At 71.6% G+C, this 22,804-nt stretch carries 23 protein-coding genes; 3 read left to right on the top strand and 20 right to left on the bottom strand.

What is annotated here, in order from left to right; translation table 11 throughout:
* Positions 1–65: 65 nt before the first annotated feature.
* The 4 genes from ABTU82_RS10960 to glsA form a co-directional block, all read right to left on the bottom strand.
* Positions 66–1,217 carry a GDSL-type esterase/lipase family protein gene (locus tag ABTU82_RS10960; RefSeq protein ID WP_116647788.1) on the bottom strand — a complete coding sequence of 384 codons (1,152 nt, stop codon included), beginning with the start codon at positions 1,215–1,217 and terminating at the stop codon, positions 66–68.
* Positions 1,214–1,792 (bottom strand): TetR-like C-terminal domain-containing protein, encoded by a 579-nt coding sequence (locus ABTU82_RS10955; protein WP_407173497.1) that lies wholly within the window; start codon positions 1,790–1,792, stop codon positions 1,214–1,216. Before ABTU82_RS10955 ends, ABTU82_RS10960 begins: the two co-directional genes overlap by 4 nt.
* Positions 1,793–1,842: 50 nt before the next feature.
* Positions 1,843–2,862 (bottom strand): hypothetical protein, encoded by a 1,020-nt coding sequence (locus ABTU82_RS10950; protein ID WP_407173496.1) that lies wholly within the window; start codon positions 2,860–2,862, stop codon positions 1,843–1,845.
* Between the two features lie 77 nt (positions 2,863–2,939).
* Positions 2,940–3,878: a glutaminase A gene (gene glsA, locus ABTU82_RS10945; RefSeq protein ID WP_407173495.1), complete on the bottom strand. Its 939-nt coding sequence runs from the start codon at positions 3,876–3,878 to the stop codon at positions 2,940–2,942.
* 147 nt (positions 3,879–4,025) lie between these two features.
* Between glsA and ABTU82_RS10940 the strand changes: the two genes are divergently transcribed.
* Positions 4,026–5,243, top strand: coding sequence for a pyridoxal phosphate-dependent aminotransferase (locus ABTU82_RS10940; protein WP_407173494.1), 1,218 nt, complete (start codon positions 4,026–4,028; stop codon positions 5,241–5,243).
* Positions 5,244–5,321: 78 nt separating this feature from the next.
* On the opposite strand, the gene ABTU82_RS10935 is transcribed toward ABTU82_RS10940, so the two are convergent.
* Genes ABTU82_RS10935 through ABTU82_RS10920 form a run of 4 tightly spaced genes read right to left on the bottom strand, consistent with a single transcriptional unit; the run spans position 5,322 to position 8,165 of the window.
* Positions 5,322–6,458: a UDP-N-acetylmuramate dehydrogenase gene (locus ABTU82_RS10935; RefSeq protein ID WP_407173493.1), complete on the bottom strand. Its 1,137-nt coding sequence runs from the start codon at positions 6,456–6,458 to the stop codon at positions 5,322–5,324.
* A 2-nt stretch (positions 6,459–6,460) separates the two neighbouring features.
* The gene (locus ABTU82_RS10930) at positions 6,461–6,865 is read right to left on the bottom strand and encodes a MaoC/PaaZ C-terminal domain-containing protein (protein ID WP_116647782.1); all 405 of its coding nucleotides are present in this window, start codon (positions 6,863–6,865) and stop codon (positions 6,461–6,463) included.
* On the bottom strand, positions 6,862–7,311 hold the full coding sequence (locus tag ABTU82_RS10925; RefSeq protein ID WP_407173492.1) for an FAS1-like dehydratase domain-containing protein: 450 nt from the start codon (positions 7,309–7,311) through the stop codon (positions 6,862–6,864). The genes ABTU82_RS10930 and ABTU82_RS10925 overlap by 4 nt, the downstream gene beginning before the upstream one ends.
* A gap of 56 nt (positions 7,312–7,367) precedes the next feature.
* A complete protein-coding gene (locus ABTU82_RS10920) occupies positions 7,368–8,165 on the bottom strand; it encodes a sulfite exporter TauE/SafE family protein (RefSeq protein WP_116647940.1) in 798 nt (265 codons plus the stop codon).
* A gap of 342 nt (positions 8,166–8,507) precedes the next feature.
* Here ABTU82_RS10920 and ABTU82_RS10915 point away from each other — a divergent pair, with 342 nt between their 5' ends.
* The gene (locus ABTU82_RS10915; protein WP_407173490.1) at positions 8,508–9,143 is read left to right on the top strand and encodes an NADPH-dependent F420 reductase; all 636 of its coding nucleotides are present in this window, start codon (positions 8,508–8,510) and stop codon (positions 9,141–9,143) included.
* 10 nt (positions 9,144–9,153) lie between these two features.
* On the opposite strand, the gene ABTU82_RS10910 is transcribed toward ABTU82_RS10915, so the two are convergent.
* From ABTU82_RS10910 to ABTU82_RS10885, 6 genes are all read right to left on the bottom strand, one after another.
* On the bottom strand, positions 9,154–10,131 hold the full coding sequence (locus ABTU82_RS10910) for an alpha/beta hydrolase (protein ID WP_407173488.1): 978 nt from the start codon (positions 10,129–10,131) through the stop codon (positions 9,154–9,156).
* Between the two features lie 127 nt (positions 10,132–10,258).
* Positions 10,259–11,086 (bottom strand): endonuclease domain-containing protein, encoded by an 828-nt coding sequence (locus ABTU82_RS10905; RefSeq protein ID WP_407173486.1) that lies wholly within the window; start codon positions 11,084–11,086, stop codon positions 10,259–10,261.
* Positions 11,087–11,288: 202 nt separating this feature from the next.
* Complete coding sequence (locus ABTU82_RS10900; RefSeq protein WP_116647777.1) at positions 11,289–12,662, bottom strand: FAD-dependent oxidoreductase; 1,374 nt, start codon at positions 12,660–12,662, stop codon at positions 11,289–11,291.
* 60 nt (positions 12,663–12,722) lie between these two features.
* On the bottom strand, positions 12,723–13,787 hold the full coding sequence (locus ABTU82_RS10895; protein WP_116647776.1) for a polyprenyl synthetase family protein: 1,065 nt from the start codon (positions 13,785–13,787) through the stop codon (positions 12,723–12,725).
* 33 nt (positions 13,788–13,820) lie between these two features.
* Positions 13,821–14,537: a class I SAM-dependent methyltransferase gene (locus ABTU82_RS10890; RefSeq protein WP_407173483.1), complete on the bottom strand. Its 717-nt coding sequence runs from the start codon at positions 14,535–14,537 to the stop codon at positions 13,821–13,823.
* Positions 14,538–14,559: 22 nt separating this feature from the next.
* Positions 14,560–15,123 (bottom strand): DUF402 domain-containing protein, encoded by a 564-nt coding sequence (locus ABTU82_RS10885; RefSeq protein ID WP_116647774.1) that lies wholly within the window; start codon positions 15,121–15,123, stop codon positions 14,560–14,562.
* A 102-nt stretch (positions 15,124–15,225) separates the two neighbouring features.
* Here ABTU82_RS10885 and ABTU82_RS10880 point away from each other — a divergent pair, with 102 nt between their 5' ends.
* Positions 15,226–16,509: an isochorismate synthase gene (locus tag ABTU82_RS10880; protein WP_407173481.1), complete on the top strand. Its 1,284-nt coding sequence runs from the start codon at positions 15,226–15,228 to the stop codon at positions 16,507–16,509.
* Positions 16,510–16,518: 9 nt separating this feature from the next.
* Here ABTU82_RS10880 and ABTU82_RS10875 read toward each other — a convergent pair whose 3' ends face one another.
* The 6 genes from ABTU82_RS10875 to ABTU82_RS10850 form a co-directional block, all read right to left on the bottom strand.
* On the bottom strand, positions 16,519–17,373 hold the full coding sequence (locus ABTU82_RS10875) for a PPK2 family polyphosphate kinase (RefSeq protein ID WP_407173480.1): 855 nt from the start codon (positions 17,371–17,373) through the stop codon (positions 16,519–16,521).
* A 58-nt stretch (positions 17,374–17,431) separates the two neighbouring features.
* Positions 17,432–18,685 carry an ABC transporter permease gene (locus tag ABTU82_RS10870; protein ID WP_407173479.1) on the bottom strand — a complete coding sequence of 418 codons (1,254 nt, stop codon included), beginning with the start codon at positions 18,683–18,685 and terminating at the stop codon, positions 17,432–17,434.
* Positions 18,682–19,428, bottom strand: a complete 747-nt coding sequence (locus ABTU82_RS10865) for an ABC transporter ATP-binding protein (protein ID WP_407173478.1) — start codon at positions 19,426–19,428, stop codon at positions 18,682–18,684. Before ABTU82_RS10865 ends, ABTU82_RS10870 begins: the two co-directional genes overlap by 4 nt.
* Positions 19,425–20,462 (bottom strand): permuted SH3 domain-containing protein, encoded by a 1,038-nt coding sequence (locus ABTU82_RS10860; protein WP_407173477.1) that lies wholly within the window; start codon positions 20,460–20,462, stop codon positions 19,425–19,427. The genes ABTU82_RS10865 and ABTU82_RS10860 overlap by 4 nt, the downstream gene beginning before the upstream one ends.
* A 112-nt stretch (positions 20,463–20,574) precedes the next feature.
* On the bottom strand, positions 20,575–22,347 hold the full coding sequence (gene menD, locus ABTU82_RS10855; RefSeq protein ID WP_407173476.1) for a 2-succinyl-5-enolpyruvyl-6-hydroxy-3-cyclohexene-1-carboxylic-acid synthase: 1,773 nt from the start codon (positions 22,345–22,347) through the stop codon (positions 20,575–20,577).
* 1 nt (position 22,348) lies between these two features.
* Complete coding sequence (locus ABTU82_RS10850; protein WP_116647767.1) at positions 22,349–22,768, bottom strand: PLD nuclease N-terminal domain-containing protein; 420 nt, start codon at positions 22,766–22,768, stop codon at positions 22,349–22,351.
* Positions 22,769–22,804: the final 36 nt, after the last annotated feature.

Here is a 22,804-nt window from a genome sequence, read left to right as displayed (position 1 = left end):
CGGCGTCGCTTGAGAGCCCGAGACACCCGGATGCTGCGCCCGCGCGCTCCGGGTGTTTCGGGCTTTCAGCGGGCGAACGGAGCGCCGCGGCCGAAGGCGCGCTCGACGAAGCGCCGCGCGATGAGGGAATGCGCCTCGGCGTCGGGGTGCAGCGCATCGGGGAGCGGCAGAGCCTCCGCGTCGGCCGCGCCGTAGAGATCGAGCCCGTCGAGGTAGTGCAGGTGCGGATCGTCGGAGCGCGTCTCGACGACTGCGCGCAGGGCGTCGCGGATCACCTCGAGCGTCAGACTCCCCCGCGCGACGTCGGCGGGGGAGCCGGTGGCGACGAACCGCACCCGGCCCGTCGTGAAGCTCGTCGGATCGAACGCACCGGGGCCGGGAGTGGACTCGTGGATGCCGCAGAAGATCGGCGAGACCACGAGAAGGGGCGTGTCGGGGTGGCCGTCGCGGATCGTGTCGAGGAATCCGTGCACGGCCGGCACGAAGGTGCGCAGGCGGAATCCGTCGAGGTTCACGACGTTGATGCCGAGCTTCACGCTGATCAGATCGGCCGGAGCATCACGGATCACCCGCGCGAGGAAAGGATCCACCTGAGCGCTGCCCCCGAGCCCGAGGTTGCGCAGCTCGATGCCGCCCGCAGCCCGGGCCGCGGCCACAGGCCAGATCTCGGTCGGTGCGACGGCGTTGGAGCCCTGGCTGATCGAACTGCCGTGGTGCACCCACCGTCTCCGACGGTCGGTGAGCGGCGCGATCGGCGCGTCGGTGCGCAGGTCGACGAGGTCGAGCGCCTCGTTGTGGGGCAGCCAGATCTCGACGACCTTCGATCCCTCTCCCAGGTCGTCGACCCGCGTCGTGTGCGTCCCGCCCGGGCGCGCTGTCGAGCCGCCGGTCTGCAGGTCGACCTCGACGCTGTCGCCCCCGGCCAGTTCGTCGCGCCGCCGCAGCACACCGTCGACGACGACGTCGATGCGCCCCCGGGGCCGATCGAAGCCCCGGTAGGCGACGCGCGACGGATGGGTGACGAGTTCGATCACCGTCGCCGCGGTCTCGAACGTCAGGCACACCCCGGAGGGCTGGGCCTCCATGGAGCGCAGCTGCGGGTCGGGGAACTGCCGCCCCACCCACGCCGGCAGACGGTGCGGGGTCACACCCCGCGCGACGGTCTCGAGTTCGGCCGCCCCGCGAACGAGGTCGGGGGTGAACGGTGTGGAGATCATGAGTCGCTTCCTTCGGGCCACGAATCGAGGGCGCGGTCGAGGGCGTCGACGGCCGCCGTCCACGAGGCGTCCTCGGAGTCGGGACGGTGCGCGAACGCCTCGGCACGGGTGAGGGCGAGAAAGCCGTTGACGGTCGCTCCGACCAGCCGCGCGGCGTGGACGACGTCGTCGTCGGGAACGCGGTAACCCCGCACGACGGCGAGGAGGAGACCAGCGACCCGGGCCGCCTCAGGCGACCCGGCGACGGCGGGCGAGGCGGGTCGCTGCAACGCCGCCCATGCCCCGGGCCGCGCGATCGCGTAGTCGCGGTGGGCGTCGGCGAGGCCGCGGAGCGCCTCACGCCCCGAACGCCCGGCCACCGCCGCTGCGGTGCGCTCTGCCACCTCGCCGAGCGCCAGAACCTGCACTCCGTCGAGAAGCGGGCCGAGCCCGTCCACGTGTTCGTAGAGGCTCGCGGGCTTCACCCCGAGCCGGCGGGCGACCGCCGAGACCGTGACGGCGGCGAGACCGTCGCTGTCGGCGAGCGCGGCGGCGTCGGCGATCACCGATGCGGTCGTGAGGTGGGCTCGGGGCATGCGTCGAACCTACACCCCTAAGGCTGCAACCTATAACCTGTAGGTTGCCGTCACGAGGGTGTCATGAGCGAGATGAGTATCTCGGATGCTGCGAGGGTACGGAACGCGGGATCGACCACCCGGCGGCAGCCGTCCAGCTCGACCGTGAACCCCTCGGCGCCGCTGCGCGCTCCGAGCGGCTGCGCGACGACGAACCGCGACGCGACCTCCGGGCAGTGGGCGCTCACCTCCGCGGCACCCGAGACCTCGGCGAGCGCGGCCGCCGCATCCGCCGCATCCAGCTGGAGAACGCCCGCGAAGATCCCCTCGTCACCGATCATGCGCACGCCGCCCTGCGTCGTGTCGGAGGCGTAGACGCACACGCGCATGCCCTCGACGTCCGCCGCGTCAGGGAGGGCCGGAGGGTCGTAGGGGATCGTCGCGACGCTCTCGCCGCTCCCCTCGTCGGCCGGCGCGGCCCGAGGGGTCTCGAGGTCGGAGGTCAGAACGTTCAGCACCGTGACGCTCGCCCGCGTCTCGCACCCGGCCGCAACGGCCTCAGGCGTCGAGAAGATCGACAGGGGAGTGAAGACCTCGTCGGCGACGACGAGCCGCGCGAGCTGCTCGTCGACGGCGTCGAGCTTCGGCTGGCTGCACCCGGTCGACGGGTACGACAGACGCACGAACCGGCCGGCGGCGTCTTCGGCCCACAGGTCCGGCGCGATGACCATGTTCGCCGCGCACGCGCCGAACCAGCGCGGGTCGCTCGGCGCGTCGAGCGCCGAGAGGAGCGGTGCGAGGTCTCCCTCGAAGCGCTCGACGAGGGTGCCCGACCACACGGCGCCGCCGTCGAGCTCGCGCGTCGCGAACGGACCGCAGCGGTAGACGGCGACGGGGGCGAATCCGGCGGGCACGGTGCCGGCCGTCGCAGACCCCTCGGCCTCGCCCAGAGGGTCGGCGCAGACCATCTCGTCGACGATGCTCGCCTCGCCCCGCGGCTCGGGCACGATTCCCGGCGCTCCCCCGCATCCGCTCAGCAGCAGCATCCCCGCGACGCCACAGACCGCCGCGATGACCGATCCTCGACGCATCAGCGCACCCCCTCGTTCCACGCTAAACGGGCCGCACGGGCCCCCACGCAACAGAGCGATAACGATGCTCCGGGCGATCAGCCGCCGGCCGGAAACCCGAAGACGTGCAGCCCGAGGTCGGCCGACAGCCGTTCGCTGACGACGCGGCCCCGCACGCTGGTGCCCTGCTCATCGAGCGGCGGGCTCACGACCGCGGCCCCCAGCAGCCCGGGCACCGACAGCACGATCGCCCCCGACACACTCGATTTCGCGGGCACGCCGACGGCGCGCATCCACCGCCCCGAGCCGTCGTAGACCCCGCACGTGGCCATCACCGACACCACGTCGCGGGCGACACGCGTCGGGACGACCCTCTCGCCCGTGACGGGGTTGACCCCGCCGAGCGCGAGGGTTGCGCCCATGACGGCGAGCGTCTGCGCGTCGACCAGCACCGCGCAGGCCCGGGCGTAGACGGCGACCGCATCGTCGGCTCCGACCTCGAGGGTGCCTTCGGCCCGCATGAGGTGCGCAAGGGCGTGGTTGCGGTCGCCCAGCAGGTGCTCGGAGCGCGCGACCTCGTCGTCGATCTCGAGATCGCGACCGGCGAAGGCCGAGAGGCCGCGCACGATCCGTTCGGTGCGAGCGTCGGGATCGTCGCCGTCGACCAGGGCCGCCGTCAGGAGCGCGCCGGCGTTGACCATCGGGTTCGGCGGACGCCCGGTGTGACTCTCGAGCTTGATCGCGTCGAACGCCTCGCCGGTCGGCTCGATGCCGATGCGATCGAGCGCCTCACCGTCGGTGTCGAGCAGCGCGAGCGCGAAGAGGAAGGGCTTCACCGCCGACTGCACGCCGAACGCGACATCGGCCTGCGCGCTCGCGCGCACCGTGCCGTCGTCGAGCACCACGGCGATGCCGCACAGGTCGGGGTCGGCGTCGGCGAGCTGCGGGATGCTCTCGTCGACCGCTCCTCCCGTCTCGGGCAGGACGCGCTCGCGGAGCGCCTCGAGGTCGTACGCGCGGGGGTCGGCGGGACTCATCCCCCCAGCCTGTCAGGGTCTCGGGATGCTGCGGGCCACCCGCTCGAGCGCCTCGGGCAGACGCTCGAGGATCGAGACGTGCCCGGCACCCCGTCGAACACCGGCTGAGCCTACGTAACCGCACGGGTCGCCGGATAAGCTCGGGGCGTGACGACCAGCGCCCCCTCCTCCCGCACACCCGCCCTGTCGAACAAGCTGAGCGCGATCGCCGAGTCGGCGACGCTCAAGGTCGACGCCAAGGCGAAGGCACTGCAGGCCGCAGGCCGCGACGTCATCTCGTACGCCGCGGGCGAGCCCGACTTCCAGACCCCGTCGTTCATCGTGGATGCTGCGGCCGAGGCGCTCTCCGACCCTGCCAACTACCGCTACACCCCCGCGGCCGGTCTCCCCGTGCTGCGCGAGGCGATCGCGGCGAAGACCCTGCGCGACTCGGGCTGGGAGGTCTCTCCCTCGCAGGTGATCGTCACCAACGGCGGAAAGCAGGCCGTCTACCAGGCCTTCCAGACCGTGGTGAACCCGGGCGACGAGGTGCTGCTGCCCGCGCCGTACTGGACGACCTACCCCGAGGCCATCGCGCTCGCCGACGGTATTCCCGTCGAGGTGTTCGCCGGCGCCGACCAGGACTACAAGGTCACCGTCGAACAGCTCGAGGCGGCTCGCACCGACCGCACGACCGTGCTCGTGTTCGTCTCTCCCTCGAACCCCACCGGTGCCGTCTACACGCCCGAAGAGACCACGGCCATCGGCGAATGGGCTCTCGAGCACGGCCTGTGGGTCATCAGCGACGAGATCTACCAGAACCTCGTCTACGACGGCGCTCGCGCGGTGTCGATCGTCGAGGCGGTGCCCGCCCTCACCGCGCAGACGATCCTCGTCAACGGCGTCGCGAAGACCTACGCGATGACCGGGTGGCGCGTGGGCTGGATGGTCGGCCCCGCCGGCGCGATGAAGCTCGCCGCCAACCTGCAGTCGCACCTGTCGTCGAACGTCAACAACGTCGCCCAGCGCGCCGCCCTGGCCGCTCTCACCGGCCCGCAGGACGAGGCCGAGGAGTTCCGCCTCGCCTTCGACCGTCGCCGCCGGCTCATCGTCGAGGAGCTCTCGAAGATCGACGGCGTCACGGTTCCGAACCCCCTCGGCGCCTTCTACGTGTACCCCGACGTCACGGGCCTCCTCGGACGCGAGTGGGCGGGCAAGACCCCCACCACGACCCTCGAGCTCGCCGACCTCATCCTCGACGAGGCCGAGGTCGCCGTCGTCCCCGGCGAGGCTTTCGGACCCAGCGGCTACCTGCGCCTGTCCTACGCTCTCGGCGACGCCCAGCTGCTCGAGGGCGTCCGCCGCCTCCAGCGCCTGTTCGCGTAGCATCCGCCGGCACATCGACGGCGAGAGCGTCCGGCGACGTCACGACCGCCGCTCCTGTCGGCGGGCCCGGGACCCTCGCTAGAGGTCGACGCCGACGAGCACCGGTTCGGGCTGCAGCAGCAGGCCGAACTCGGCCTGCACGCGCTGCTGCGTGAAGCGCGCGAGCTGCGCGATCTCGCCGGCGCTCGCGCCGCCCCGGTTGGTGACGGCGAGGGTGTGCTTCGTCGAGAGCCCCGCACGCGATCGTGGCAGCGAGAACCCCTTGCCCAGCCCGGCGTGCTCGATCAGCCACGCCGCGCTCACCTTCACCTCGGTCGTGACCGTGACCGGCGGCGGCACCACGCCGTCGAAGGCGGCGAGGGGGATCACCGTCACCGGGTCGACGTACGGCGCGAGCGGCCAGCGCGGGCACTCCGCGGGAAGCGTGCGGGCGAAGGCCTCCGAGACGATCGCATTCTGGAAGAACGACCCGGCGCTCCACGTGTCGGGATCGGCGTCGTCGAGAACCATGCCCTTCCGGGCGCGCGTCGCCAGCACGTGATCGCGGATCCACGAGAGCGAGACGGATGCGTCGGGCTCGAGCCCGAGCGCCGTGCGCAGCTGCTCGCCCGCCACCGGAATCTCCCCCGCACCGACGACGGCGAGTTCGAGGGTGATCGACAGCACGACGGCCGGACGCTCCGGCACCGAACCGTAGTGGTGCTTGAGCACCGACGTGCGGAACCCGAGTCCGAGGTCGGCCGCAGCGACGACCGAGACGTCGCCGGTGGCCTCGTCGATCAGCTCGACCTCGACGAGGGTCTGCACGATCTCCTGACCGTAGGCGCCGACGTTCTGCACGGGCGCGGCACCGGCGGTGCCGGGGATGCCCGACATGGCCTCGATTCCGGCGAGGCCGTGCGCCACGGTGTACGCGACGAGGGCGTCCCAGTCGTGCCCGGCCTGAACGCGCAGCCGCAGCGTTCCGGGGCGCGAACCGGGGAGCGGTTCGATGCCCGACGTGCGCACCCGCACGACGGTGCCCTCGAACGGCTCGTCTCCGACGAACAGGTTCGACCCGCCCCCGATCACGAGCCACGGCTCGCCCGCCGCCCAGAGTTCGCGCAGCTCCGTCACGAGCTCGTCGGTCGTTCCGGCCTCGAACATGCGGGCGGGCGCGGCGCCCGTGCGCAGCGTCGTCAGACGGGCGAGCGCGACGGGTTCGGTCTCGGGCATGGTCAGGCCCGACGCACCCGCACCTGGGCCTTGCCCAGGACGGTGGTCGACGCGGCGGTGACCGTGAGATCGATGCGAGCGGTGTCGTCGTCGAGCGCGCCGATCTTCGCCGAGACGTGCACGTCGGCGCCCGCCTCGGGGTCGACCAGCACCGGACGGGTGAAACGCACGCCGTACTCGAGGACGCGCGCCGGGTCGCCGAGCCATTCCTCGACGGTGCCGATCGCGATCCCCATGGTCAGCATGCCGTGGGCGAGCACGCCCGGGAGCCCGACGGCCACGGCGACGTCGTCGCGGTAGTGGATGGGGTTGAAGTCGCCCGAGGCCCCCGCGTACCGCACCAGCGATTCGCGGGTCAGGTGCACGGAGCGCTCGGCGATCACGTCGCCGACGGCGAGGTCGGTCATGCCTCCCCCTCCCCCACGAGCAGCACGCTCGTGGCTGTGACGACGTGGGCACCGGCCGCGTCGACGATCTCGGCGTCGCTGGTGACCATCGCGTTGCCACCGAGCGTGCGGATGCCGCCCACGGTCAGGGTCGCGGTCAACTCGTCGCCCGCGACGATCGGACGGCTGTAGCGGAAGCGCTGCTCGGCGTGCACGAGGCGCGAGAGCTCGATGCCCGATTCGGGCTCGGCGAGCAGCTGCTGGAGAGTGATGTCCTGCACGACCATCGCGAACGTCGGGGGCGCGACGACGTCGGCGTAGCCCAGGGCCCGGGCGGCCTCGGGATCGCTGTACTGAGGGGCCTCGGCGAAGACGGCGCGCGCGAACTCGCGCACCTTCTCTCGCCCGACCAGGTAGGGAGGGGTCGGCGGGAAGACACGGCCGACCAGATCGGGATTCACGGGCACGGCACCATCCTACCGAGCCGGATCCGAACTCCTCCGGCCGCCGACCGCGCGCGACGTCAGCGCTGGTGGCGTCCGCGGATCGCCTTCATCGCCATCTGCACGGAGATGAAGACCAGGAACGCCGCGAACAGCACGTTGCCCACGAACGGGTCGACCAGCGTCGCGATCCACGCGCCGAGGGCCGTCGTCGTGCACGCGGCGAGACCGATCATGGCGGCGGCGCGCAGGTCGACGTTCTTGCGGCGGAGGTTGCCGACGGTGCCCGAGATGGCCGTGGGGATCATCATGAGCAGCGACGTGCCCTTGGCGATGAGGTCGCTCGTGCCGAAGAGCAGCATCAGCGCCGGCACGACGATGATGCCGCCTCCGACGCCGAGGAGCCCCGCCAAGACGCCGGTGATCACGCCGAGCGTGGCGAGCCCCGCTCCGCTGAGCCAGGTGAGCTCCAGCTCGGCGTCGCGCGAGGGGATGATGAAGAAGAGGCTCGCGATGACGATCACGAGGAACGCCACGAACGCCCACCGCAGCGCCGTCTGCGACACCTTCGGCAGCAGCCAGGTGCCGATCTGCGCGCCGATCACGGCGCCGATCGCGAGGATGATCGCGGGGATCCAGGCCACCGAACCGTGGACGGCGTACGAGATCACTCCCACCGACGCGGTCGGAACGATGGCGGCGAGCGACGTGCCCGCGGCGAGGCGCTGATCGAAGCGGAGGATCAGCACGAGGAGCGGCACGATGACCGTTCCGCCGCCGACCCCGAACAGCCCCGAGAGCAGGCCCGCGAGCAGGCCCACCCCGATGCACGTCATCACGAACCGGGTGCCGCGCCGCGGCTCAGGGGAAGAGGTCATGCGTCTCGCTTCGATCGCGGCCCCGGGCTGGGCCGCGTCCACACTACCGTCGTGCTTCAGCGGCCGAGAACGCGAGAGGCCTGGGAAGAATACGACCCCCGACGGGAGAGCCTCTCCGCCGGGGGTCGTCATCCCCGCGCGGCCAGAAGGTCGGTGACCCGAACACCGACCGATGAGCCGTTGAATCGCGGGGGTGGAGCACTCATGAAGTTAGCGCTGGAAAGCGAGCGCTCCGAGACCATTGACGCCGCGTCGGCACGACTGCTATGCGTCCACGACCGCTCTGCGTCGTCGGGGACGGCCGGCCGGGAATACGAGGTCGGGGGCCGTGTTGTCCCGAAGATGACACAGGTAGGAATCATCGGCGCAGGACACATCGGATCGACCCTGGCACGCGGCTTCGTCGAGCGCGGCTACGACGTGAAGATCGCGAACTCCCGAGGCCCCGAGACCCTGGCGGACCTCGTCTCCGATCTCGGCGATCGCGCCACCGCCGGCACGGCAGAAGAAGCAGCCGCGTTCGGCGAGGTCGTCGTGGTGACCGTGCCCCTCAAGGCGCTCGACCAGGTGCCGGTCGAGCCGCTCTCCGGCAAGATCGTTCTCGACACGAACAACTACTACTGGGAGCGCGACGGCCGCATTCCCGCGCTCGAAGAGAAGCAGACCACGACCTCGCAGATGCTGCAGGAGCACCTCCCCACCTCGAAGGTCGCGAAGGCGTTCAACCACATCACGAGCGGCACGATCCTCACCGACGGCTCCGCCGCGGGCACACCCGGCCGCAGGGCGCTGGCCACCGCGAGCGACCACCCCGAAGCATCCGATCTCGTCGCCTCGATCTACGACGAGTTCGGCTACGACACCGTGAACATCGGCCCGCTGTCCGAGAGTTGGCGCGTGGAGCGCGACCAGCCCGCCTACGTCGTCGCGCAGAACCGCGAGGAGCTCGAGGCGAACCTCGCCCGCGCCACACGCTGAGCGCGCACCCTCACCGTTCGACGACGCTGCGCACGAACCTCTCCAGCTCGGCGTAGGCGCGCTCGCGCGGCCGGGGTCGCGAGAGGAACACGTCGTGCAGGGCTCCGTCGATGCGCGCGATCGTCACGGTCTCTGCGATGCGCGTGGCCCGACGGGCGATGTCGTCGACGACGAGCACCGAGTCGACGTCCGTCATGTCGGGATGCCACGACGCCGCCAGGATCGATCGCGCCGACAGCAGCACCAGGGCGGGCGCTCCGACGTCCACCCCGAGTGCGACACGACGGTGGCCCTCGAGGATCGCGGCCAACCACGCCGGATGCGTCGGGAAGCCCTGCGGCGGACGCCACCCCTTCGGGGAGTCCGGGAGCGAGCCCACCTCGCGCTGCGCGCGCGTGTAGAAGCCCAGGTCGACCACCGGGTGGGAGCCGTACGGGTCGAAACGCGCCCGGGCGTTCACGATCGGAGCGAGCGCCTGCCGGCCCACGGCACCGACCTGGAACTCGAGCCAGGGGCTGTTGAGCACCACCGCGTCCGCGACTCCCGGGTGCCGCGCGGCCCAGAGGGTCAGCACGAGTCCGCCCGTCGAATGGCCGAGCAGCACGAGCCTGCGGCGGCGCGCCGCATCCCACCCCATCGCCTCGAGCGCCGCACCGATGTCGGCGTCGTAGTCCGCGAGCGAACGCATGTCGCCCGGCACCTGACCGGGTCGCAGACTGCGTCCGTAACCGCGCAGGTCGAGGGCGTGGAAGCGCGCGCCGCGCTCGGTCCAGAAGCGGGCGAGCTCGGTCTGGAAGAAGTAGTCCGACCAGCCGTGCACATAGAGCACGTCGACATCGCGCAGCACCCCGCCGAGGCGGGCGAACGGGTGGGGGATGCTGCGCACCAGCGTCGCGACGAGCTCGGCGCCGTCGTCGTCGGCCCCGAGCGGCAGCGTCAGCCGTTCGAAACCCGCCCCGAGGATGTCGGGCGCCCAGGCCTCGCTCATGCGCCCAGCCTAGAGCGCCGGACGGGAGGTGCGAGGAGTGTTCAGACGGGAGGTGATGTGCACACGGGAGGAGCCTGGAGCGCAGGCTGACCTCCGGATTGCACATCTCCTCCCGCAGGCACGAGCGTCACGGCGCCAGGTGGATCCCCTGGGCTACGGCCCTCATGAGGCGCGCCTGCACCGCGGGCCAATCGTTGACGACCGCGCCGTAGCCGACGCGGATGACGTGATAGCCGAGCAGTGCGAGTTCGGCGTCATGAGCGATGTCGGCCTCGCGCTGCGCGCCGACGTGGTGGCCTCCATCGATCTGCAGCACGAGTCGGTCGCCGATGAGGAGGTCGACCGGTCGTCCAGCGATCCAGATCTGACGGCGCAGCGGCAGTCGCATCCATCTCAACCGCGGAACGACGAACGTTTCGAGTCCGGAATCGGCGAACGGATCGGCCTCCTCGCGGATCCGACGCGCCTCCGGACCGAAATCGAGGCGCGCCAGCGCACGGCTGTCGACGAGCCGCTGCCGGAGGGCGGACTCCCATATCGCGAGGGCGACCTCGTACGGCTGGCACGCGGCGACGATCGCCAGAACGTTTTCGATCTCGTCCGTCAGGCTGTCGGGATGGCGGGGAACGAGCGGTCGTCCCCAATGGAGGACGGCACCCGCGACGCCCACGTGGCCCGCGTGGGCGGGTGCCGCGAGATGGGGCGCGTCGTCCCCGAGCACCCAGAGCCCGATACGACGCGCTTGCGTGACGCAGGTCAGGACGACGCCGGCCCGAGCCGCCGCCATCAGGTCGGCGTCCGCCTCGGGGACAGCGACCCATCCCTTGCGCACGCGGAGGAGCGCGCCGGATGTCACGGCCTCACCGATCGCCCGACGCCGGATGCCCCGGTCGATGAGCCGAGACGTGCGCGCAACTCCCCCCAGCCAGCGGACGAGTTCTTCGGGACGCGACATCCCCCCATGGTGAACGGGTGGACCGAGCCGCCCGCTCCCGAGGGCGGCGCTTGTGCGAACTCCCGTCAACGAGCGCGTTGGGGAGGGACAGAGCGAGTCCCGCACGTTCGGACGGGAGGTGATGTGCACACGGGAGGAACCTGGAGCGCAGGCTGACCTCCGGATTGCACATCTCCTCCCGTAGGCACGGCGGCGTTCGGGACTACTCGCCGCGCGAGACCCGCACCATCTCGTCGCGGGGGACGACCTTGACGCGGGCGCGCTCGTGCGGGGCGCCGAGGGCGATCTCGTGCTCGTCGAGTCGGTGCCAGCCGTCGAGGTCGGTCCACCGCACGCCTCGCTCGGCGAGGAGGGCGACGACCGCGTCCTCGGACGGATCTTCGGGCTGCCACCACTGGCCGGCGTCGTTGACGAGGTGGCGAACGGTCTCCATCGCGTCGGACTTCGTGTGGCCGATGAGGCCGACCGGCCCGCGCTTGATCCAGCCCGTGGCGTAGACGCCGGGGACGGGCTCGTTCGAGTCGGGGTGCAGCACCTGGCCCTCCCGGTTCGGGATGACGCCGTGGCGCTCGTCGAACGGCACGCCGGGAAGCGGCGACCCGAAGTAGCCGACCGCGCGGTACAGCGCCTGGATCGGCACCTCGCGGAGCTCGCCCGTGCCCTCGACGCCGCCCTCGGCGTTCGGCCGCGTGCGCTCGTACACGAACGACGAGACCCGACCGTCGGCATCCGTCTTCAGCTCGACGGGCTTCGCCCAGAAGTGCAGGTGCAGGCGTCGCGAGGCTTCGCCGCCGGCGTTGTTCACGCCCGGGCGCTTGCGCCACGACTGCAGCACACGGTCGATGACCATGACCTGCTTGTTGCTCGCGATCGCGGCCTTCGACGCCTCGTCGTAGTCGAAGTCCTCGTCGTAGACGACCATGTCGACGTCGCGCAGCTCGCCGAGCTCGCGAAGCTCGAGCGGGGTGAACTTCACCTGCGCGGGTCCGCGGCGACCGAACACGTGCACGTCGGTGACGGGCGAGGCCTTCAGCCCCTCGTAGACGTTCTCGGGGATCTCGGTGGGCAGCAGGTCGTCGGCGTGCTTGGCGAGCATGCGCGTGATGTCGAGCGCCACGTTGCCGTTGCCGATGACGGCGACGGATGCGGCGTCCAGCGGCCATTCGCGGGGTACATCCGGGTGTCCGTCGAACCAGCTGACGAAGTCGGCGGCCCCGTACGACCCTTCGGCGTCGATGCCGGGGATCTCCAGCGCGGTGTCGCGGATCGCGCCCGTGGAGAAGATGACGGCGTTGTAGTGCTTCTTCAGATCGTCGAGGGTGATGTCCTCGCCGAAGCGCACGTTGCCGAACAGGCGGATGTCGCCGCTGTCGAGCACCTCGCGCAGCGCCGTGATGATGCCCTTGATGCGCGGGTGGTCGGGGGCGACGCCGTAGCGCACGAGACCGTACGGCGCGGGGAGCTGCTCGAAGAGGTCGATCGACACGTCGAACGCGCGCTCGGTCTTCAGGAGGATGTCGGCGGCGTAGATGCCGGCGGGGCCGGCGCCCACGATGGCGAGCCTGAGCTTCGTCATGGGAATCCCTCGTTCTGGGTGCGGGTCGGCGGCCCCGAGGCTGAGGATCCGCCGGCGGGGTCAGCTGGAGCGGTCGGCGACGGCCTGCGCGAAGCGCGTCAGCGCCTCCCGCACGGCTCCGTCGGGGACGGGAGCGAGCGCGTCGATGGCGTCCTGCGACCACTGATGGGCCAGACGCAGCGTGTCGCGCGTGGCATCGTGGTCGCGGAGCTGGGCGAGAGGACCGTCGAGGAGCGCGGGATCGGCACCCTCGGCGATGCGGGAGACACCGTCGTCGATCGTGCCGCGGAGCGCGCGCGATGCGGCGTCGGTGCGCTCGCCGAGCAGGAGATACGGCATCGTCGGCACGCCGGCGCGCAGATCGGTGCCGGGCACCTTGCCGGTCTCGTCGGGGTCGGCCGAGAGGTCGATGACGTCGTCGAGCAGCTGGAAGGCGACACCGGCCTTCTCGCCGAAGGTGCGCATGGCCACTTCGAGCTCGACGGGACCGTGGGCGAAGATCACGCCGGCCTCGGCGGCGGTGGCGATGAGCGAGCCGGTCTTGTCTCCGAGCACGTCGAGGTAGAACGCGACCGGGTCATCGCCCTCGCCGGGTCCGACGGTCTCGTGCATCTGGCCGAGCACGAGGCGCTCGAAGGTGTCGGCCTGCAGGCGGATGGCCCGCTCGCCCTGCCTGGCCATGATCTGGCTCGCGCGGGAGAAGAGGAGGTCACCGGTGAGGATGGCGATGTTGTTGCCCCACACCGTCTGCGCACTGGGCACGCCCCGGCGTACGTCCGCGCCGTCCATGACGTCGTCGTGGTAGAGCGAACCGAGGTGCGTCATCTCGAGCGCGACGGCGGCCTCGACCACGTCGTCGGTGATCCCGTCGCCGAGCTGGGCGGTGAGGATCGTGAGCATGGGGCGGATGCGCTTGCCGCCCGCCTCGTACAGGTAACGGCTGGTCGCATCGGCGAGGGTGTCGGCGATGCTCAGCTCGTGGGCGAGGCTCGTCTCGACGCGGGCGAGACCCTCTTCGACCGTCGACAACAGCCGGCGGGAGCGCGCGCCCGCGAAGATGCGGTCGGCGAGCCCCAGCTTGCCCGCGATGAGTCGGGAGCCCGCGGCAGAAGGTCTCGGGGTCACCGTGTCAGCCTACCGTGCGGGGGTGGAGGAGCTTCATGAGGGGTTGGTCCCCCGGTGCAGCGCTACGATGCCCAACGACAGATTGCGGTAGGCCACGTCGACCCACCCTTCCTCGCGCATCCATGCCGAGAGCGTCGGCTGGTCGGGCCAGTGGCGGATCGACTCGTTGAGGTAGTCGTAAGCCTCGGAGTTGGAGCTGACCACGCGCGCCACCCGGGGAAGCACGCGGCCGTTGTAGAAGCGGTACAGGCTGCCGAACAGCGCCGACGGCGGGGTGGAGAACTCGCAGACGACGATGCGGCCGCCGGGCTTGGTGACCCGTCGCAGTTCGCGGAGCGCCTTCTTGGGCTGATCCACGTTGCGCAGCCCGAAAGACATGGTCACCGTGTCGAACTCGTCGTCGGCGAACGGCAGATCGGTGGCGTTGGCCTCGACGAACGACAGGTTCGAAAGGTCGGCGTAGCGCCGGGCACCCTCGGCGATCATGCCGGGAGAGAAGTCGGCGGCCACCACCTCGGCGCCGCTGCGCGCGAGCGCCACGCTCGAGGCCCCCGTGCCGGCGGCGAGATCGAGGATGCGCTGTCCTGCCCGCGGCGCCACGGCGCGGGTGGTCGCCACGCGCCAGAAGCGGTCGTTGCCGAGGCTGAGCACCGTGTTCGTGCGGTCGTACTTCGCGGCGACCTGGTCGAACATGCCGCTCACGCGGGCCGGATCCTTCGCGAGATCGGCGCGGTTGGGCTCGGGGGTCATACGGCGAGTCTAGGCCGCGCGGTCAGTGGTCAGCCTGTGGTGCCTCGGCGTCGAACGATCCGCGGAGCTGCGTCATGCGGCCCAACCACCGGTCGATCGTGGCGTCGTCGAAGGGCGCCTCGCGACGGCTCACGCGCGCCTCCAGCTCGAGCGTGACGGCCTCGAGCCGGTCGACGATGTCGAGGGGATACCCGTATTTCACGCGGTGCTCCTCCCACTCGTCGCGGTCGTCGATCCAGACGCCGCGATCCGCCTGCTCGACCACGTCGAGGTCCATGTCGATGCCGGTCGGCACGCCCGCGTCCCAGCGGGCATCCCAGGCGAGATCGATGTACACCCGCGTGCGGTGGGCCGGGGCGTTCGCGGTGAAGACCCACTCGCCGCTCGGGGGCAGAAGGGTCACGTTGTCGGTGCTCGCGACCACGTCGCGCCCCGGTCGGTGGCTGCGCCATCCGGCGAACTGCCCGAACCAGTCGCCGAACTCGTCCGATCCCAGGTAGACGCAGTCGTGCACCCAGTGGGTCGAGGCGTCCCACTTGCGCCAGCGGAAGACGAGACGGGTGCCGGGTGCGGGACGAGTCGTCATGCCCGAAGTCTAGATCGGCACCCGCACCGCTCAGTCCGCGCGTCGTCTCGACGCCGATCGTTCGCCGCTCCGGCGGCAGAACCCGGTCGTAGGCTGGATGCTGTGACGCACGACACGCTCCCCCTCCCCCGCCTGCGCGTGGTGACGCGGGAGATCGACCCCGTCGAAGACGTGCTGTCGTACACCCCCTCCTACGCCCCGGCCTTCTGGAGCAGGCGCGACGCCTCCCTCGCGGCGTTCGGGTCGATTCACGAGCTCCGCGCGGCGGGCGGCGTCGAGTCGCCCGCGCGCTTCGTCGCCGAGAGGTGGCGCGCCATCGCCGCCGCAGCCGAGATCGACGACCCCGTGGGTCTTCCCGGCACGGGGCTGATCGCGCTGGGTTCCTTCGCCTTCGACCCTCGATCGACGAAGACCAGCACGCTCACCGTGCCGTGGATCGTGGTCGGCCGCCGCGGAGGGCGCTCCTGGGTGACCCGCATCAGTCACGCCGACTCGATGGTCGACGACGAACTGCTCGGGCTCCCCGCCCGCGTGCCCTACGGTCCGCACTGGTCGGCCACGCTCGGCCCCGGCGCGATGGATCCCGACGCCTACCAGGACGCGGTGCGAGCCGCCCTGGGCGCCATCGAACGGCACGAGGTCGACAAGGTCGTGCTCGCCCGCGACCTCGTCGGCACCGCACCCGTCGGCGCCGACCTGCGCCGACTGGTGCGGTCGCTGGCCTCCGGCTACCCCGACTGCTGGATCTTCGCCGTCGACGGCCTCATCGGCGCGAGCCCCGAGACGCTGGTCACCGTCTCGGCCGGCACCGTCACCGCGCGCGTGCTGGCCGGCACCACGGCGCGGGGGGCCGACGTCGACGCCGATGCCGCCGCATCCGTCGCCCTCGCCACGAGTCCGAAGGATCAGGACGAGCACCGGTTCGCCGTGCAGAGCGTGCTCTCCTCGCTCCGACCGCACACGAGCGCGCTCGCGGCCGCCGAGCAGCCCTTCACGCTGCGGCTGCCGAACGTCTGGCACCTCGCGACCGACGTCGAAGGCGTGCTGTCGGATGCGGCGTCATCGCTTGATCTGCTCGAGGCCCTGCACCCGACGGCGGCCGTCGCCGGTACCCCGACGCGCGATGCGGTGGAGCTGATCCGCCGGCTCGAGCCGTTCGACCGCGGCCGTTACGCGGGCGCCGTCGGCTGGGTCGACGGATCGGGCGACGGCGAGTGGGCGATCGCCCTGCGCTGCGCGCAGTTCGACGCCGTGCCCGCCGGCTCGCGCGACGCGATCCCGCTGACCGCGTACGCGGGGGCGGGGATCGTCGCCGGCAGCGACCCGGAGTCGGAGCTGCTCGAGACGCGCGTGAAGTTCCGCCCGATCGTCGAAGCCCTCGCCTGAGGGCGGGAATCACGAGGCGGCGAGCCGCACCTTCTCCCGCTCCACGTCGTAGTCGGCCACCGGCCACGCCGGATCGATGTCGTCGAGCGCCGCCAGCAGCAAGCGCTGCACGGCGAGGCGGGCGAACCACTTGCGGTCTGCCGGCACCACGAACCAGGGCGCGACATCGGTCGATGTGCGCTCGAGCATGACCTGGTACGCGGCCATGTAGTCGTCCCAGAGCTCGCGCTCGTCCACGTCGCCGGGGTTGTACTTCCAGTGCTTCTCCGGGCGGTCCAGCCTCTCGGCCAGGCGCTCCTTCTGCTCGTCCTTCGAGATGTGCAGCATGGCCTTCACCACCCGGATGCCGCGGTCCGCCGCATCCGCCTCGAACCGCTCGATCGCTCCGTAACGCCGTTCGATCTCTTCGGCGGGCGCGAGGTTGCGCACACGCCCGATCAGCACGTCCTCGTAGTGCGACCGGTCGAAGACGCCGATCTTGCCGCGCGCGGGGAGACGCTTCGCGATGCGCCAGAGGAAATCATGCTGCAGCTCCTCGGCGGTCGGCTTCTTGAACGACGCCAGCTCGACACCCTGCGGGTCGACGGCGCCGACGACGTGGCGGACGATCCCGCCCTTGCCCGAGGTGTCCATTCCCTGCAGGACGAGGAGCACCGAGCCCGCAGCGGTGCCCGCGACACTCTGCGCGAACAGGCGCTCCTGCAGATCACCGAGCGACGGCACGCCGTCGGCGAGGTCGGCCGAGCCCGTCGCCTTCGACCCTTCGTACCCCGGCGTCTCCCGGGGGTCGAGGTCGGCCAGCCGGAACCCGGCGCCGACGCGCAGGGCCTCGCGGGCGGGAGTGGTCCATCCGTGTGCGCTCATCGGATCATTTTCCGCCCGCCGTCCTCGCGGCGCCATCCCTTGCCCGCTCGACGGCGCATCAGTAACGGATCGCGTCGATCACCTTCACCCGCACGGCCACCAGCGCCGGAAGGAGCCCGGCGAGAGCGCCCACCGCGCAGGCGGCGACGAGTCCGAGCACGGCGGCGTCGACCGGGAAGGGCGGGAAGTCCTCGACCAGCCCCTGGCCGATGAGGTCGCGCACCCAGGGGCTCTGCACGATGAGGATCGCCGCGGCGACGCCGACGACGCCGGCGACGACGGTCGCCACGACGCTCTCCATCATCACCGCGAAGAACACCCGCCCCGCGGTCGCGCCGAAGCTGCGGCGGATGCCGATCTCGCGCACCCGCTGCTTCACGGTGACCAGCGCGATGTTGACGAGTCCGAGCGCGCCGAGCAGCAGCACGAGCACGGCGATCCCCGACACCACGAGTTGCACCACCACGAACGAGTCGTTGCCGTAGTACGCGGCGTCCTGCCGGTACACGTCGACGTTCGTCCCCTCCCCGAGGTCGGAGGAGACGTCGCGGGTCACGAGATCCGACAGCTCCTCCCAGTTCTCGGGAGGCAACCACATCTCGTACTGCACGGAGGCGCCCGCGTAAGGATCGACGGGGGCAGCGCCCGCACCGGCGACGGCGTCGGCCGCCTGATAGGCGCCGAGCTGATCGGCGAGCATGTACATCGACGGGAACGTGTCCCAGTCTGGCGACGGCGTGACCCCGACGATCACCGCGACCGTACCCTCGAAGCCGCCGAGCGAGAGGGTCGGATGCTGCGCGAGGTCGGGACGACCGAGCGTGTTCCAGAAGTACTCGTTGACGATCACCCGGGGCGCCAGCATCGCGGCGGTCTCGGCCGAGAACCACTCCCCCTCCAGCATCCGCACGCGATGCATCTCGCCGTAGGGCTGGTCGACCCCCTGGGTTCCGACCTGCACGACCCCGGCGGGCGAATCGACGGGCATCTGCGTGCTCGTGTTGCGACTGGCGTACGAGATGCCGTATCGGGCGGTCGCCGTCTCCCACGCGGCATCGAGCGTCGCGGTGTCGACCGCCTGGGAGTCGGTGCGATAAGCGTTGAGCCACACGCTCGCCGGGCGTCCGCTCTGCCTCTCGCTGAGCTCGGTGGTGGCCTGCTGCATGATGCCGCCCAGCGCCACGACGGTCGTCAGCGAGCAGACCGCCACCGCGACCCCCACGAGCGACAGCAAGACACGGGTGCGGTGGATGCGCACCTCCTGCCAGGCCTCGGCGAGCGCGCCGACGAAGCCGGTGAACCACCGGTTCACGACGTCTGCTCCGCGGCGGCGAGGAGGTGCTGCGACTCGACGGCGGCAGACGCGGAGGCGTCGGCGGCCCGGGTCAGCACTCCCGCTTCGAGGCGGTAGTGATCGCGCGATCGCGCAGCGATGGCCGGGTCGTGGGTGATCACGACGAGCGCCGCCTCGGTGCGCGCGGCGACGGTGTCGATGAGCTCCATGACCGACTGCCCGGTGTCCAGATCGAGGGCGCCCGTCGGCTCGTCGGCGAGGATCAGGCGCGGCCCGCGCACGAGGGAGCGCGCGATCGCGACCCGCTGCTGCTCTCCGCCCGACAGCCGGTCGGGGAGGCTCTCGAGGCGGTGGCCGAGCCCGACCTCGTCGAGCATCTCGGCCGCGAGCGCGCGCCGTCGCCAGAACTGTCGGCCCTCGGCGTAGTAGAGCGGCATCATGACGTTCTCGAGGGCGGTGCGCCCGGGAAGCAGGTTGAACTGCTGGAACACGAAGCCGATCTCGCGGCCGCGCACGCGATCCCGCTCGGGCGAGGAGTAGTCCTTCACCGGGCGCCCGGCGAACTCGACGATGCCGCTGGTGGGCAGATCGAGCAGCCCGAGGATGTTCAGGAGGGTCGACTTGCCCGATCCGGAACGCCCGACGATCGAGATGCGGTCGTTCTCGGCGACGGCCAGGTCGACACCGTTGAGGATCGTCAGCGCGGGCTGATCGGGCGGCAGCACCGTGCGGGTCACCGCCTCCAGGTGCAGCAGCGTCACGGGGTGTCCCCGCAGACCGTGGAGCCGTCGGGCATCGTCGTGCACCCGTCGGGCCCGGGGAGGAGAGCATCGGCGCCGGGGGCGAACTCGCGCACGACGTCGCCGTCGGCGAGACCGCCCGTGATCTCGACTTGGCGGCCATCGCTGAGTCCCAGCCCCACCGCGCGCTCCTCCACGCTTCCGTCGGCGGCGACCACCCACACCGCCCCGGTCTGCGCCGCTCCGCGCACCGCGGTGGTCGGCACCACGAGCACGCCCTCGGCGCGGCCTCCCGCGATCGTCATCTCGGCGGCGAGGCCGGGGAAGACCGTGACACCCTCGGGCACCGGGCAGCTGACGGTCGTCGTGGTGCCGCTGCCCGGATCGGCCGCACCGCCCGTCGCCGTCGAGGCGTCGGCGTTCGCGCCGGCGAGCGGTGTGACGATGCGCAATCCCGTGCAGGTGAAGGGCGCGGGCCCCCCGGTGATGGCGACGGATGCTTCGGTCGGCTGATTCAGCAGCCGGTACTGCTGAGCGGGCTGCAGCGAGCCCGTCACGGAGGAGGTGGGCGGGGCGATCTGCCCTGCGGCCTGGCCGATCGACACGGCCTGCCCGGCGATGACGTCGAGGGAGCTGAGCGTCCCCGACGTCGGGGCGGTCACCTCGACGTACCGGTAGATCGGCGGCAGGGGGTTGCCCTCGGCGTCGACCGACTTCGACGGGTCGCGGACGATCTCGACCTTGACGTCGAAGATCGCCTGCTCGGCGTTCACGGTGGCCCCGACCTCGGAGTAGATCCGGTTGACGGTGCCGTCCGCCGTCGACTTCACCGCGACGGCGGGATCGGCCGATACCGTCGCGTCGAGCACGACGTCGTTCGTGATCGTGCCGACCGCGACGGGGATCGTCGGCTCGATGACGGCACCGGTCGGGAGGGCGGGATCTGCTTCGACAGCGCGGTCGGGGAAGAACGCGAGCTTCGCGAGGGCGATCGCGATGACCGCGATCAGCACGATTCGGAGGATGGGAAACACCCATCGCCTGGCAACACCCATGTCGTCCCCCTCGGACCGGTCGCTTCTTGCACGCTACCTAACGCGCAGTCGATGCTACCGCGTAATGGAGAGTACTGCGCAACACGAGAACGCGGAGTGTTCGAGCGCCTCGTCAGCGCGCGAGCGGAACCTCGATCAGTTGCCGCCCGCCGGCCGGCGCGGTGAGCAGCTGATCGAGCGCGGAGCGGGTCGTCACCCGGTGGTACTCCCACCCGTATGCACGGGCGAGATGCTCGAGACGCACCGACTGCGGCGTGTACAGCACGCGCTGCATCGCCTCGGCACCCGCGACCCCGGCCACCTCGAGCCCGTCGAAGATCGTGCCCCCGCCGTCGTTGCCGACGACGACCTGCACCCGCGGCTCCGTCTCGCCGGCAGGGAGGAGCAGCGCACCGACGTCGTGGAGCAACGCCAGATCACCCAGGAGCACGCGCGTGACCCCGGGTCGCCCGTCCGTCTGGCTGGCCACCGCGATCCCCGTCGCCGTCGCGATCGTGCCGTCGATCCCCGCAAGCCCGCGATTCGAATGCACCGGCACCTTCTTGCCGCCGAGCACCGCGTCGGCGACCCGCACGAGCCGCGACGAGCCGAACATCACGCGGTCGTGGGGCCAGGTCGCCCGCCACACCGCATCGACGAGAGCCTCCCGGTCGAGGGGAGCGCGCAGCGCCGCGACCTCCGAGGCGAGGGCGCCGCGCCGTTCGCTCGGCACGGTGGAGGCGAGCGCATCGGCGTCGGGGGCGGCCGGGGAGAGATCGACGGATGCGTCGCGGGAAGCGCGCATCCACAGTCCGAGCCACTCGCGATCCGCGGCGCCGGCATCGACGCCCACGGCGTCGACCGTGACCGTCGCGCCGTTGAGGTTGAGGGGCTCACCGGGCCCGCGTAGGGCGACGACCTCGACGTCGGTGCGGGAGAGCAGCTGCGTCACCTCGCGACTGAGCGTCGGGTGACCGAACACCACCACCCGCTCGATCGCGCCTCCCAGGTCGGGATCGCGGAGGAGCCCGCGGTACCCGTGCACGAGGTACCGGCCGAACCGGGCACCGCTGACGATCTCGGCGATGAGCGGCCAGCCTCCCAGGTGCGCGAGGTCCTCCGCCGCCGGACCCGCATCGGCTCCCGCGACGACGACGGTGCGCGGCCCGCGGGCGAGCACCAGCGGCGCCTCTTGCGCGGGCGAAGCATCCGCGTCTCCGATGCCGCCCCCGCCCTGGTACAGCGCGCCGAAGGTGTCGGGCGTCTCGTCGACGGCGTCGGGAACGGGCGGGGTCGGCGCGGCGATCCACGCGGGCACGGGGCCCCCGAGGGGCTCGCGGTAGGGCAGGTTCAGGTGCACGGGGCCGGCGGGCCGGCCGTCGCCGAGGGCGGCGGCGAGCGCCTCCGCGGCGACGTCGCGCAGCATCCGCGTGCCCTCGCCGGTGCCGTCGGCGTCGGTCTCGTCGGGCACGGCGACGTCGAGCTCGAGACGCACCGCCTGCGCGAACATGCCGGGCTGCCGCGTCGTCTGGTTGGCGCCGATGCCACGGAGCTCCGGCGGCCGGTCGGCGGTGAGGAGCAGAAGCGGCACGCCGGAGTGGTGCGCTTCGAGCACCGCCGGGAGGAGGTTCGCCACGGCCGTGCCCGAGGTGCAGATGACCGCGGCGGGCATTCCGGTCTCACGCGCGATGCCCAGGGCGGTGAACCCGGCGACGCGTTCGTCGATCCGCACGTGGAGCCGAAGAAGACCCGCGCGTTCGAGGTCGGCGGCCACGAGGGCGAGCGCCTGCGAGCGCGAGCCCGGGCTGAGCACCACGTGCTCCACGCCACGGGCGATCAGCGCGCCGAGGAGAGCGGCGGCGGCATCCGTCGCGGGCGAGGCCGCCCCGTGCACGGGTGCGTCCACGTCAGCCGACGGCGCCGCGCTGACCGCGCGAGTCGTCGCCGTCGTCGGTCGGCTTCTCAGCGGGAGGGATGCTGCCGGGCGCGGCCGGCGGTGCCTGGGGGTCGTCGGCCTCGGAATCGAGCATCGCGAGCTCTTCTTCGAGACGGCGGATGCGTTCGTCCTGGTCGCTGATCGTGCCGATGCTGCCGAGGAACTCGGGATCGTCGTCGGGTGCACGGTGCGTGCGCGACGACGAGGCCCGCCCGCGGCCCACGGCGAACCAGAGAACGCCGCCGAGAACGGGGACGAGGATGGTGATGACGATCCAGACGCCCTTGCTCACGCCGCGGTGACGCTGCGGAGGCTGGAGGGCGCAGTCGACGATCGTGTACACCCAGAATGCGGTCGCCACGAGCGCCCCGATGAGCAGCACCCTTGTCATCCCCCCATCCTAGGTGCGCCGCCTGAACGTCGGCCT

Source organism: Microbacterium deferens, assembly GCF_045517775.1.
In the GTDB taxonomy this organism is placed as follows: Bacteria; Actinomycetota; Actinomycetes; order Actinomycetales; family Microbacteriaceae; genus Microbacterium.
The sequence above is the reverse complement of the archived record's forward strand: the minus strand, read 5'-3'. Positions and strand labels throughout refer to the sequence as shown.

Coding starts and splice junctions, on each gene's coding strand:
- ABTU82_RS10915 (WP_407173490.1), top strand. CDS start 8,508: ATGACACAGGTAGGAATCATCGGCGCAGGACACATCGGATCGACCCTG.
- ABTU82_RS10935 (WP_407173493.1), bottom strand. CDS start 6,458: ATGCCCGAGACCGAACCCGTCGCGCTCGCCCGTCTGACGACGCTGCGC.
- ABTU82_RS10905 (WP_407173486.1), bottom strand. CDS start 11,086: ATGTCGCGTCCCGAAGAACTCGTCCGCTGGCTGGGGGGAGTTGCGCGC.
- ABTU82_RS10875 (WP_407173480.1), bottom strand. CDS start 17,373: ATGAGCGCACACGGATGGACCACTCCCGCCCGCGAGGCCCTGCGCGTC.
- ABTU82_RS10860 (WP_407173477.1), bottom strand. CDS start 20,462: ATGGGTGTTGCCAGGCGATGGGTGTTTCCCATCCTCCGAATCGTGCTG.
- ABTU82_RS10885 (WP_116647774.1), bottom strand. CDS start 15,123: ATGACGACTCGTCCCGCACCCGGCACCCGTCTCGTCTTCCGCTGGCGC.
- ABTU82_RS10920 (WP_116647940.1), bottom strand. CDS start 8,165: ATGACCTCTTCCCCTGAGCCGCGGCGCGGCACCCGGTTCGTGATGACG.
- ABTU82_RS10955 (WP_407173497.1), bottom strand. CDS start 1,792: ATGCCCCGAGCCCACCTCACGACCGCATCGGTGATCGCCGACGCCGCC.
- ABTU82_RS10890 (WP_407173483.1), bottom strand. CDS start 14,537: ATGACCCCCGAGCCCAACCGCGCCGATCTCGCGAAGGATCCGGCCCGC.
- ABTU82_RS10960 (WP_116647788.1), bottom strand. CDS start 1,217: ATGATCTCCACACCGTTCACCCCCGACCTCGTTCGCGGGGCGGCCGAA.
- ABTU82_RS10850 (WP_116647767.1), bottom strand. CDS start 22,768: ATGACAAGGGTGCTGCTCATCGGGGCGCTCGTGGCGACCGCATTCTGG.
- ABTU82_RS10950 (WP_407173496.1), bottom strand. CDS start 2,862: ATGCGTCGAGGATCGGTCATCGCGGCGGTCTGTGGCGTCGCGGGGATG.
- glsA (WP_407173495.1), bottom strand. CDS start 3,878: ATGAGTCCCGCCGACCCCCGCGCGTACGACCTCGAGGCGCTCCGCGAG.
- ABTU82_RS10910 (WP_407173488.1), bottom strand. CDS start 10,131: ATGAGCGAGGCCTGGGCGCCCGACATCCTCGGGGCGGGTTTCGAACGG.
- ABTU82_RS10900 (WP_116647777.1), bottom strand. CDS start 12,662: ATGACGAAGCTCAGGCTCGCCATCGTGGGCGCCGGCCCCGCCGGCATC.
- ABTU82_RS10930 (WP_116647782.1), bottom strand. CDS start 6,865: ATGACCGACCTCGCCGTCGGCGACGTGATCGCCGAGCGCTCCGTGCAC.